General features: G+C 37.6%; 9 protein-coding genes. 5 read left to right on the top strand and 4 right to left on the bottom strand.

What is annotated here, in order from left to right:
• Nucleotides 1-16: 16 nt before the first annotated feature.
• Nucleotides 17-2,896: an insulinase family protein gene (locus ACSSVW_RS02405; RefSeq protein WP_454178768.1), complete on the bottom strand. Its 2,880-nt coding sequence runs from the start codon at nucleotides 2,894-2,896 to the stop codon at nucleotides 17-19.
• 168 nt (nucleotides 2,897-3,064) lie between these two features.
• On the opposite strand from ACSSVW_RS02405, the gene ACSSVW_RS02400 reads away from it, so the two are divergent.
• On the top strand, nucleotides 3,065-3,478 hold the full coding sequence (locus ACSSVW_RS02400; RefSeq protein ID WP_454178767.1) for an MAPEG family protein: 414 nt from the start codon (nucleotides 3,065-3,067) through the stop codon (nucleotides 3,476-3,478).
• 47 nt (nucleotides 3,479-3,525) lie between these two features.
• Here the strand turns inward: ACSSVW_RS02400 and ACSSVW_RS02395 are convergent, their stop codons facing one another.
• The gene (locus ACSSVW_RS02395; protein WP_454178766.1) at nucleotides 3,526-4,266 is read right to left on the bottom strand and encodes a peptidylprolyl isomerase; all 741 of its coding nucleotides are present in this window, start codon (nucleotides 4,264-4,266) and stop codon (nucleotides 3,526-3,528) included.
• A gap of 248 nt (nucleotides 4,267-4,514) precedes the next feature.
• On the opposite strand from ACSSVW_RS02395, the gene ACSSVW_RS02390 reads away from it, so the two are divergent.
• Nucleotides 4,515-4,712, top strand: coding sequence for a hypothetical protein (locus ACSSVW_RS02390; protein ID WP_065979160.1), 198 nt, complete (start codon nucleotides 4,515-4,517; stop codon nucleotides 4,710-4,712).
• Nucleotides 4,713-4,787: 75 nt separating this feature from the next.
• On the top strand, nucleotides 4,788-6,395 hold the full coding sequence (ushA, locus tag ACSSVW_RS02385; RefSeq protein WP_454178765.1) for a bifunctional UDP-sugar hydrolase/5'-nucleotidase UshA: 1,608 nt from the start codon (nucleotides 4,788-4,790) through the stop codon (nucleotides 6,393-6,395).
• 78 nt (nucleotides 6,396-6,473) lie between these two features.
• On the opposite strand, the gene ACSSVW_RS02380 is transcribed toward ushA, so the two are convergent.
• Nucleotides 6,474-7,421 (bottom strand): hypothetical protein, encoded by a 948-nt coding sequence (locus ACSSVW_RS02380; protein ID WP_454178764.1) that lies wholly within the window; start codon nucleotides 7,419-7,421, stop codon nucleotides 6,474-6,476.
• Nucleotides 7,408-8,313, bottom strand: a complete 906-nt coding sequence (locus tag ACSSVW_RS02375; protein WP_454178763.1) for a hypothetical protein — start codon at nucleotides 8,311-8,313, stop codon at nucleotides 7,408-7,410. Before ACSSVW_RS02375 ends, ACSSVW_RS02380 begins: the two co-directional genes overlap by 14 nt.
• A 217-nt stretch (nucleotides 8,314-8,530) precedes the next feature.
• On the opposite strand from ACSSVW_RS02375, the gene ACSSVW_RS02370 reads away from it, so the two are divergent.
• Nucleotides 8,531-9,394, top strand: coding sequence for a S1/P1 nuclease (locus ACSSVW_RS02370; RefSeq protein ID WP_180311843.1), 864 nt, complete (start codon nucleotides 8,531-8,533; stop codon nucleotides 9,392-9,394).
• Nucleotides 9,395-9,428: 34 nt separating this feature from the next.
• Nucleotides 9,429-12,590, top strand: coding sequence for a TonB-dependent receptor (locus ACSSVW_RS02365; protein WP_454178762.1), 3,162 nt, complete (start codon nucleotides 9,429-9,431; stop codon nucleotides 12,588-12,590).
• The last annotated feature ends 298 nt before the right edge of the window (nucleotides 12,591-12,888 follow it).

The raw sequence follows: 12,888 nt of genomic DNA, 5'->3' as shown, positions 1-12,888 counted from the left end.
TGACACACCAGATAACTTACTTTTGGAATTTAATTCCTTTGTAATAGGTTTCTAGATTAGTCACTTTAGTTTGATTTTCGAAGTCGGCGAATGGTTTGTCTGCAAACTTACTACCACGCATTTGCACGCTTAAACGCGGCGCCTTATCATTTAACATGGTTTGCTTGTAATAGTCTTTCAAGTCAGCCAACGTCACTTTTTCAACTTCAGCAATTAACTGCTCTTTCGAATCAAAGTTAAAGTTTTCACGGTACCAATCGTTAATAAGTGGCGACATTTCATCACTGAGATTCTTTGGTTGCTCTTTTAGCGACACGAGGGTGGCATTTTTAAGCTGAGCAAATGTCTCTTCTGTCATGCTATCAAGCTCTACCGCGTATTGTTTTTTAAACTCATCAAAACGCGTTTGCATCTCTTTTGGCCCTTTAACAGGTGTTTGAATGTACAAACCAAGCGCAGAGTAATCTTCAATAGGTCGAGCCAATGCACCCACCGCATAAGCTAATTGCTCTTCGGTGCGCAGTTTATCAAAAGCAACAGTTCTGAAGTGGTTTTGTAACACTTGTGCTTGTGCTTTTTGTTTATAACCCGGCGTAGGATGAACGACCATATCGATGATCGCAACATCAGCTACATCAATGTCTTTTTGTAATACTATGCGCTCACCTTCTTGTGGTAACCACGCTTTGCTGCGCGCAAACTCCGTCGTTTTATGACCCTTTGGTAAAATGGCTATCAATTTATTTGCAATTGACTCAACATCTTTTTGATTATAATTACCGAATGAGAATACACGTAAGTCATTAGCTGCTAGGGTTGATTGTTTAATACTTTCAAAGTCAGCCAAAGTGAGTTCATCTGCTGCGGCAATTAACGTCTCAGTATCAAACTTACCACTGCGAATTAATTTAGAATACTCACCAAAAGCTTGATAAAACGGAAATTGCTTTTGCTGGTTTAATAAGTCACGCTTAAAGCGGTCAATCGCTTGTGCAAACCCTTCTTGAGACACGTCTAATTGCAGATTTTCTAACGCTTGTGCAAGTAAAACGTCTTGCTTATCGGTAAAGCCACTGAGTGATAAAATCAATCCATTACTTGGTTGTAAGCCAAGGCTCATCCCCGCAACAGCAGCTTCAGTACTTAGTTTACTTTGTTGTAAATTATAGACATCAGCCCAAATTGAGTAGAGAACCTGTGATTTTGCGTCAACTAATGCATCGGGTGTATTGATATAAACTTCGACTAAGCCTTTAGGTTGCTCAGCAAATTGCTGACTTGCTTGACGCCATACTTTTACGCCTTGCTTATCAAACACGAGTTTAGGATGATCTTGCTGCTTAAATTCACCCGTTTTAATAGCAAAACTTTCTGGTAATAAGCGATTGACGGTTGGTAAGGCAAGTGCAAATTCACTTGGTTGACTCCAACGTTTAATTTCATCTTCACTAATATCTTCAATACGGTATTTACCATCATAGAAGTGTAACTGTGAGTCTGTTTCTTCTTGCTTAGATATATACCAAATACGCAAAGTATCTTCATTAAGTTGAGACAGCACATTCTGCACGGCTTCAGCATCAAATTGAGCGTAGTAATAAGGTGCATTAATTGCATTATTAACAGGGAACTTTTGCATGCTATCAGTTAGATTACTCACATAACCAAACTCATCGCCTTTTTCTAAAAACTGAAATTCATTGTTTAAAGAAGTACGAATCTCATTAAAGTATTTACTATCAACACCCTGCTCTTTTATCAATGCAATGTATTGCATGATGGTAGCGACAATTTCCTCGCGGTTTTGCATGCCTGCATCTGTCAGCTCAACGCTCACAGTTAGACTGCCATAGTTACCATATTGTGTCGGAGCAGCAGACGCTGTTAATTGAGAAACCCAACCTTTATCTCGTAGAATTTGAGCGGGGCTACCTTGCATTTCATTACTCAGCAGGTAAGAAACAAAACGGTTTGGCTTAACGGCAAACTGATTACTGTTATCAGCAATCGTAAACTCTAACTGAAGTTGCTTAACATCTTCATTTGGCGAGTAATAAACACGTTTGCCACCGGCTTGGTCAAAGTCTAACTTAGCTGTGACAGTGGGTTTCTCTATATTTCTGTTTTCAATGTCTGCAAAATATTGCTTTGCTTTAGCTTCCATTTCAGCAAGCGGACGATTAGAAATCATTGCAACTTTCATGATGTTAGATGAATAGTACTTATTATAAAACTCAACTGTTTGCTGATGTAAGTTACTGCCTTCTTTATCCCCTAAAGTTTCGAGGTTTCCGATTAAGAAACGATTAGCTGGGTGTGAACCCATCATTTTACGCGCTAACTTAAATTGCCCAAAAAAATCCATTTCGCGGCGCATTGACCATTCCGCATTTACTGCATTTTTTTCTTTATCGGTGTACTCAGGATATAGCTTGGGTGATTTAAAGAAATCTGCAAAACGGTCTAATGCTTCATCGTATGCATCATTATTCACTTTAAACATGTAGTTGGTAATATCTAACCACGTATAAGCATTATGTGCCCCACCGTTTTTAGTCATAAAGTCACTATACCCTTTAGTATCCGGGTAACGATCGGTTCCTAAAAATAGCATGTGCTCTAAATAATGTGCCATCCCCTGTTGTGACATAGGGTCATGCAAAAGACCAACACCCACACTTAAGGCTGCCGCTGATTTTTCAACACTAGGATCTGAAATTAAAATAACATCTATTTCGTTGTCTAATTTAAGTGTTTTGTATTCACGGCTATCGTTTGGGCTAACAACCAACGAGTCTGGGATCAGGCTGGTATTAACACTCGGTGGTGTAGAAGTAGAAGAACAGCCTGCTAATACTGCAAATGCAATCGCACTAAGCCCTATTATTTTTGTCATTTTATTGTATCCATTAGATATTACATTAATTATTATTTATCATGAGTTTTCATAGGTCGCAATTCAATGCTTTTTAGCGTAACAACCCTAAAAGTTTGTAACACATTGTGAAAAAAGCAGAACTAACGACTTAAACTTTACAACTATAACTATAACAAAGGATGAACTATGGAAAAGTGGCTAATTGTAGCAATGTTCACACAGGTCTTACTTACGTTCATTATTATGTTCATAATGGGTAAACGCCGTTTTCGTGCTGCAAAGCAAAAAACAATTGAAATGAAAGATTTTCTTACCATGGAGCTCGAAAAAGCCGGCTCAGATGTGCGTGTCGCAGATCGAAATTTTATTAATCAATTCGAAATGCCTGTGTTGTTCTTTATTGCCTGTTTAACAGCCTTACAGTTAAATGCGGTAGGTTATATGTTTGTGGCATTAGCGTGGGGTTATGTTTTGCTGCGTGTTGTGCACAGTTATATTCATTTAACATCAAATACGTTAAAAGTGCGTTATTACAGTTTTGTTATTAGCAGTTTAGTAATGCTATCTATGTGGGTGATCATTTTAACTCGCGTTTTTTAGCGTCCATACTCGGTAAGGCGAATTAAACGCCTTACCGAAATAGGTGTTTATTTTTTAAAGCGACTCACGCCTGCAAAGGCAAGAAGAGATAGCAGCCATGCAATGCTCCCTGAACTTCCGCCACTGGTCCCATCCCCAGAATCAACATTGTCAATTAAGGTGTTTTCTTTAGGTTGCAGCGATGCAGATGAGTTAGGGTCGTCATTTACGATAATAACACTGTTAATCGTCACTAAGTCCTCAGCATTAAAACCCGATGTCGTATCAGGACACTGATCTTTATTAAGGCCTACAACAGGAATTTCACCACAATGCACCAAAGACGTAATTGCATCAATTGCCTGTTGGCTATCTGCTGTAATTTCACCGAACACAGTAAAACCACCATTTTGTACGTCTAAATTCGCGCTGTTATCTTTTAAGTTAAAAAACCATTGGCTTGTTGCACTATTCGCATTGCCGCCTTGTTTGGCCATCGCTATTGTGCCTTTCACATTTGATAACTCAGGTTCGTTTTTTATTGCAGGCTTCGTTTCAATCTCTTTAAAGTCAGTGTCATAACTAAAGCCACCGCCTTGCAAAACAAAGTTATCTACAGAGCGATGAATAACACTGCCATCATACGCGCCATCACCAACGTAGCTTAAGAAGTTTTCAACTGTTACCGGTGTTTGTTGATCATATAAGTTGATAGTAATAGTGCCGTGATCGGTTTGCATTTCTACAACCGTTGCATTTGCTTGGAAACACGCAGCAAATAACAATGAAGATACCAAGTGCTTTTTCATTATTAATCATTCCTGATAATTTTTATTATAAAACTGCCAAGAGACTAAACAAAAAACAGCTGTCGTAAAATAGCAGACCAAACAGTTACACAAAACACATCAAATCAATCACAACTTAGTTACACTTATTTACATCGCGTATTCATTTTAGTTATATAAAAATTGCTTTTAAAAGCAAAATCGTCTTATCAAATACACTGAGTTTGTTAGTATCTACACGACAACAATGAACACATAGGAACACCACTATGGCTAATGAAGAAACCGCAATCTGCGATTTTGGCTTACACCAAGGTGAGCCATACAGTAAGCTCCCAGCAAGCTTCCTTAACTGGATGGTTGGTAATAACCACCAAAAATCCCATTATGCTGAACAAGAGTTACAACGTAGACAATTAGCGGCGACGGGACAATTAAACACACAAATGAGCAATAAAAACGTATAAAAGTCATTTAATTTAAACCTCAGTCGTTTAAACTAAGCGCATAATTAACCTCATGCTTTTATCAGGCAACATATTATGCGCTTTTTTATTTTATCTTCACTACTTGTCACACTCACTGCATGTAGTAGCTCTTCTAATCATACTGATAGTGTTCAATACCTAACACTTCTCCACACGAACGATAACCATGGCCGTTTTTGGCACAATGAACAAGGTGAATACGGCATGGCTGCTCGTAAGGCCCTTATTGATCGATTAAAAGCAGAAGCAGTCAACAATGGACACGCCGTATTATTATTGTCTGGTGGCGATATTAATACTGGTATTCCTGAATCTGACTTACAGCACGCTGAACCAGATTTTAAAGGAATGTCTGCAATTGGTTATGATGCAATGGCAATTGGAAACCATGAGTTTGATAACCCATTAGCTGTTTTAGATAAACAGCAACAGTGGTCAAACTTTCCATTCTTATCTGCCAATATTTTTGAAAAAGAAACCGGAAAAACGGCCTATCAGGCTTACGAAGTATTCGAAAAAAATGGCCTTAAAATAGCCGTCATTGGTTTAACAACCACGGATACGGCAAAGATTGGTAATCCGCAATACATTGGCGGCCTAGATTTTCAAGATCCGGTCACTGTGACAACCCGCTTAGCCCCTAAAATAGAGGCACAATATAATCCCGATATTACAATTGCTGTTACGCATATGGGCCATTATGTCGATGCAAACTATGGTATTAATGCACCCGGCGACGTGACAATGGCGCGCAATTTACCGAAGGGTATGATTGATATTATCGTAGGCGGGCACTCTCAAGAGCCTGTGTGTATGTCAGAAGAGAATGTCGCAGATGTTAATTTTGCACCAGGAAAAGCCTGTAAACCAGACCAACAAAATGGGACATGGATTATGCAGGCCCATGAATGGGGTAAATATGTTGGTAAAGCCGAATTTAAACTAGAAGGTGACGAATTGACTCTCCTTAACTATTCACTTATTCCTGTTAACTTATATGTTGAAAATAAAGAGGGTAAAAAACAGCTAGCAGGTGATTATATAGAGCCCGATAAGTCACTCAAAAACATGCTTGCTGTATACCAAGAAAAAGGCGCAGCCCAAATTGCAGGGAAAATAGGTGAAGTTGATAGCAAACTAGAAGGAGATCGTAATAAAGTGCGTTATCAACAAGTAAACCTAGCTCGCGTGATTATTGCAGCACAAATGCAATCTGTCGGAGCTGACTTTGGCATAATTAGTGGCGGTGGTATCCGAGATAGTATTCACGCAGGTGATGTAAGCTACAAAGATATTTTAAAAGTACACCCGTTTAAAAATAGAATTACGTACATTGATATAACAGGTAAAGACCTGTTTGATTACCTTGACGTTGTGACATCATTCCCACCCGACTCAGGTGCGTATTTACAATATCATAAGCTTAGTTTTAAACGCGAAAACAATCAGTTATCCGATGTTAAAATTAATGGTGCGCCAATTGAAATGGCTAAAACCTACCGTATGAGTATCAATAGCTACAATGCCTCAGGCGGTGATGGTTACCCAACGCTTACCAAAAAAGCCGGATTCGTTAGTACTGATGATACCGATGCACAGGCATTGAAACGTTACTTCGAACAGAAAAGTCCTCTAAAAGCGGCTGATTACGCGCCTAATTAGGGGTTAAAGTACATAAAGCAAGGGAAGTCAGTAATATGCACTTCCCTTTTTTATTTCTTATAAGCTACTTTGTGATTGTTATTTTCCAATGACTTCAATGTCATCTAGCGTAATGCCCTTTAAACCATAATGGTGTAGACGAGAGCGAGACCCTTCCCCATGTGCTTTAGGTGGATAATAGGTGTCTTTAATTTCTGGGAGTTCCTGCCAAACCTCATCAAGGGCCGCGCGTATTTCACTTAATGTTTTTTCTAAACTATTCGTGAAATTTGGTCGTTTGCGTATGGTGTGACCAAGTTCTACTAACCGGTAAAAATACTTATTAGCCAGTGCTAACAACTCTTCGGGAACATCTTTATTTTGATTAAGTATGACGTCTGGGTTTTCAACACAAAACTCAACTAGGGCCAAATAAAAACACAGCGGCTTATTCGCTAAGGCAACGGTTTTTTCTGTGTCGCAATTTGCTGACAATGTTTTACTTTTAAGGTCAACAATCAGTTTTGGTTGCAATTGAGTATGTTTTTCAACATCAGGGGTATGTTTCGCAATTTTGATCTTAGTGCGCTCACTCAAAAAGAGTAAATAGGTAAACAATCCTGCAAATCCACAAACTAAAATCAATACAACAATGTCATTTTTTTCAAATATTGAGGAGTCTACGACAAAACTAACACGGAGAGATTTTTGTGGTGTGTGTAATTGTTTCACAATTAAATCTGCACGCGCAGGGTATTCTGAAATTCCCTCAATAGAGTAAACAAACACATCAGAGGCAGATAACTGGCTATTTAACTGCTCAATATAATTAAGCACCATGTCTTTACTACCCGAATGCTTAAGAAAGTCATCGGGTAAATTTAAGTAGTTCAGGTCAAGTGCAATGCGATTTTCTATTTTAACGATTGTTAACGCATTATTCGCACGGTTATCACTATATTTTGCAGAAATATAACTCGCAAACATCATAATACTTGCGACACAGAAAACCACTGCATAGGCAAACTTTACTCTAGTTGGCAGCATTGTTTTCCCCTGTACTGAGTTTTATTTGCTTTTCAGCATCACATTCCCAAAATGATTCTACATGATTGAAGTAGTGTGAATTCTGGCTGCGCGCTAATTCTGTTAAGCGTAATTGCACAGCGCAAAGTAGATCAGTATTTTCATTTTCCATTTTTAAGTACCAGCGACTACCACTAATATTATCGCTAATCGGGGTAATATAATTTGCGGAAAACTTTGCTTGATCCGAATCTTGCCAATATGAAGAAATCAAATCGACCTGACCACTGGCAAGTAATTCCCTCAGTTCAAAATGAGAGCTGGCATAAACAATGTTTAAATTCTCAAGGTTAATATCTAACTTTTTGAATAATTGCTTCGGTAGTATATGGCCAGAACGACTTGTCGGATAATCTAACAGGCCAATACGTTTATCAAGAAAGTAACTTTTCTCTACACGTGGTTTTTCAGTACTTGAAATTAAATAAGCGGTGTAATTTGGAAACCCAACTACAGCTTGGTAGTTATAGGTCGATTCTGCCATAAACGCATTTATAAGATTCTCTTTAGCGAGAATAAGATCAGCAATTCCTTTACCTAAAAACTCGATTGTGTCTGAGGTTTTATAGCCCCAGTAAGAAGTGACCGTTCCATATTGCTTACTAATAGTGTCATCACTACACAGTACTTTCGCAACGTCCTCAGCAAGCACTTTACCTGATGAATAAACAACAAGTTCATTTAGATTAACATCTGACTTTGTTGCACATTGATACGAAGTTTCTATGAAAGCGTCAATATCAGAAATCGGTGCTTTACTCTGCATCGTTCCGATGCAAAAAAACAAAATAAGAGACAGAAACAAAAATGTAACAATCGATGATTTTTTTATTAGTATTGTTTTCAAATTCAATTTTAATAGCCAACAACGCACTGTTGTCTCTATTTGAACAATTATTCTTACTCATTGCAATAGGTAACTTTACTTAAACATTGTAACCTATTGATTTTATGAATTTATGAACAAGAAATTATGAATCTTATTGAGTCCTTTCTATTTCAGCTGAAATTCAGGAGAATTGACATTATGGAATCGTGCTTAATAACGCATTTATTCGGACACTGACTCAATGTTACAAAAAACAAAAACAATGTTGCTCATATCAACTGGCATTTTATCTATGTCAATGAGCTCACCTTCTCACGCATGGGGGCAAAACGGCCACCGTATTGTAGGTGAAGTAGCTGCAAACCATATTACCGACACCACTCGCCAGGCTTTAACTCCCTTATTAGACGGTGAATCATTACCTCAAATTGCTACCTGGGCCGATGAAATGCGCTCAGCACCTGAAACATTCTGGCAAAAGAAATCATCACGCTGGCATTACATAAACTTTGATGAAGGTGATGCTAAGCCAAAGTACGATGAACACGCACACCATAATAAAGACTCTGTTACAGATATTTTAGAAGGCATTGAATACTCAATTACAGTATTAAAAAATGACAATGCATCTATTGCTGAAAAGCAGTTCGCTTTGCGCTTTTTAGTTCATTTGGTCGGCGATAGTCACCAACCTTTTCATGCAGGTAGAGGCGAAGACCGCGGCGGAAATAATATTTCTGTCACATTCTTCGGTCAAAATACCAATTTACATAGCTTATGGGACACAAAGTTAATTGAAAACGAAAACTTGTCCTATAGTGAATTTGCGCAATTTATAGACACAAAAAATGAAGAACTTATAGCAGATTACCTCTCAAGCTCTCCAAGCGATTGGTTAATAGAATCTCATAATATTGCAAAATCAATCTATAAAGAAAATGAAACAAACATAAGTTATAGTTATATCTATAAAAATGTACCAGTTATAAAAACTCGCCTACAACAAGGTGGGATCAGATTAGCCGGTTTATTAAATTCGTTGTTTGATAAATCAGCAAAACCGTTAGTAAAGGCACTAAAGATGCCAACTGACAGCAAACTATAAATGAAACATAACCTTTAACACGGGAAATAACATAATGAAAATCCAACTCCGCAAAACAGCCCTGTCACTTGCTATTGCAGCATGTGTTGGTGTAAGTGGTGCAGCGTTAGCAAATGACACATCGTCATCAATTAAAGGACAAATATCAGGCCCTAGCGGTAATCCAGCTGCTAATACTAAACTTGTGATTATTCATGAGCCAACGGGTACAAAAAGAGTTGTATCAACTAATGAGTCTGGTACATTTAACGCGACAGGTTTACGTGTTGGGGGTCCTTACAAAATAACTATTGACTCTGATGTTTATCAAGATGTAGAGCTTGATAATATATACTTATCTTTAGGCGAAACTCGACGTTTAGATCAAGCTTTATCAACAACAAATATGGAATCAATTGTTGTAACTGGTTCACCTGTATTTTTTAATTCTTCAGCGAATGATTCATATTATGGCTCTGAAACGATTAAAAACACACCTAGTATTGGTCGTGATATAAAAGATATTGTTCGTAACAATCCTCTAGTGGTTGTTCAACCTGGTAGTTCAAGCTCAATGTCAATTGCGGGTTCTAATCCACGTACTAACTCTATAACGGTAGATGGTATCCCATTAAATGATGACTTTGGCCTTAATGGTAATGGTTATCCTACTCAACGTAACCCATTCCCTTTAGATGCATTAGACCAAGTATCAGTTTCTGTCGCACCAGTAAACGCAAAATCAAGCGGTTTTACGGGTGGTAATGTTGACGCCGTATTTAAATCGGGTACAAATGAAGTTCATGGCAGCGTTTTTTACGAGAAACTAAGCAGTGACTGGGCAGGTACACCAAAAGACAATGGTCAAGATATTGAACTTGATTTTGAAGAGAAGAATTATGGTGCGTCATTTGGTGCTCCATTAATTAAGGATACATTATTCTTCTTTGGTGCCTATGAGAAGTTTGAATCACCTCAACAGTTAGAATTTGGTCCTGGTGCTTCATCTATTGGTTCAAATAAAACTACAGCTACCTTAGCTGATTTAGAAGCAGTTCAAAAAATTGCCAATGATGTATATGGAGTTGATTTTATTGGTACAACTGATCTTCAACCTCAACTAGAAGATGAAAAATACATCGCAAAAGTTGATTGGAATATCAATGATTATCATCGTGCTAATTTTATTTACATGCACAATGAAGGTAATAACACTAACAATATGACAAGTAGTAGTCGTGAATTACGACTAAGTACACATTGGTATAACAAAGCCGAAGAACTTGATAACTACAGTACGACTCTATATTCAGATTGGTCTGACGACTTTTCAACACAGTTTAGTTTAACTAAGAAGTCGGTTGAAACATCTCAAGCTTCATTAAATGGAGATTTAGGTTTAGGTGATATTACTATAAGAAACCTAGATGTAGATGGTGACGGAAAAACAGGAAGCATTGCATTTGGCTCTGATGAATATCGCCATTCTAACTCTTTAAGTAACGATTTATTTACTGTTAAATTTGATGGTACATATCTGTACGAAGAACATAGTATCGATTTTGGTTTAAAATATGATGTACTTGATATTGAGAATCAGTTCTTACCAGCATCAAAAGGGGTTATAACTTTTGATAGCATAGAAGATTTCGAGAATAGAGTTGTTTCGCGTTATAAGTATATTAATGGCACTGGCAATGATCCAAGTAAAGTAACTGCTAAGTTCTCAAGAAAAGATATCGCTTTATACATTAATGATACATGGGACTATAGTGATAACCTGAAATTATCTGCAGGTTTACGTTATGAGAGATTAGGCTCTGATGATAAGCCTATCTATAATGCAAAACTTGAAGACACGACAGGTTATGATAATACAACAAACTTAGATGGCTTGGATATTTTCTTACCTCGAGCAGGTTTTACTTATTACCTAAATGACGATGTTACATTACGAGGAAGTGTAGGTCGTTATTCTGGTGGTAACCCAAATGTATGGATTTCTAACTCATATTCAAATGATGGTATCAGTAAGCAGACATATCAAAACGAAGATTTTACTGCACCAAATACAATCTTGAACAATCCTACACAAGATGCCATTGATGCAATCAACGTTAGCACAGAAGGTTCTGTTGCAAATCTAATTGATCCAGATTTTGAAATGCCATCTCAATGGACTTACATGCTAAATGCAGATGTTGAGCTTGATATCCCATATTTAGGTGATGGCTTTGCTTGGACGTCAACAGCTATATACACGAAGAAAGAAAATTCTCCAGAGTGGATAAACGCTTCATTACTACAAGAAGGTGATGTTGTTGGTAGCACAAGTGATGGCTCGCTCCCTTTTTATGATACCTCAGAGCTTAATATTATGCTTACAAATGCAGATAAAGAAGGTCGCTCTATAATTTTAAGCACGGGTATTTCAAAAACTTGGGATAATGGCGTCAGCTTCGATGCATCTTATACGCATCAAGATATCACTGATGGTAATCCAGGAGCTTCTTCTACAGCAGCAAGTAACTATCGATATGGCCATTTTGGCGATCACCAACAAACTCAAATTGGTACATCACCATATGAAACAGAACATAGATTTGTATTAAACCTTGGTTATACAGCTGAGTTTATCGAAAACTACAAAACTAACTTTAATCTGTTCTTTGAAAGACGCTCTGGTAGTGCCTATAGCCAAATTGTTGACTTAGTTTCATTACCAGGTGGTGGAAACTTTAATCAAGACTTGATACAACCTTCTGGATTTGAAACTTACGGTGGTAACTACCCTGTTTACGTACCAACAGCTAATGATCCTAATGTAATGTATTCAGACGGTGTAACTGAAGCTCAAGTACTTGAATACTTTGAACAACTAGGCTTATCTGGTTCAGCTGGAAGTGTTGTAAACAAAAACAATGCTAAATCACCTTGGGTTACAACAATGGATTTATATGTTTCTCAAGAAGTACCAGGCTTTACTAAAGATCACCGCGGTGAAGTTTATTTCGTAATTGATAATTTATTAAACCTGATTGATTCGTCAAAAGGTAAAGTTTACACGCAATCAAATAACACGAGTGAAGTGATTCAAATGGACATTGACCCTACTACAGGTAAATACATTTTCGGTTCACCTGTTGAAGATGGTTACTCATTCGAAGCAGAAGATTCAACTTATAGAATCAAGTTAGGCGTTCGTTACACATTCTAATAACAAGTTAGTCTTGTTATAAAACAAAGCCCGCCCCTACTGGCGGGCTTTTTACGTTTTAAACGTTATTCTTGCTAGTTGCTAATTTATAAATTGAAGAGCGTAAAAGAAGCTTAGACCAATTAGCTTATACCATTACGCTTAATTAAATGGGCTATTCTGAGGCAACAAGCCTCGTTGATAACAAGGCAAAAGTTTCGTTATTTAGGTGTTCTCGGCAATTGCTCCTGCATTGCACTGCCTCCTGCATCCATGCAGTGGTAAATCACAAATCTTTACCTAAGTAGCAACCGGTTTA

It is taken from the genome of Pseudoalteromonas sp. MBR-15 (assembly GCF_053628915.1).
The sequence above is the reverse complement of the archived record's forward strand: the minus strand, read 5'-3'. Positions and strand labels throughout refer to the sequence as shown.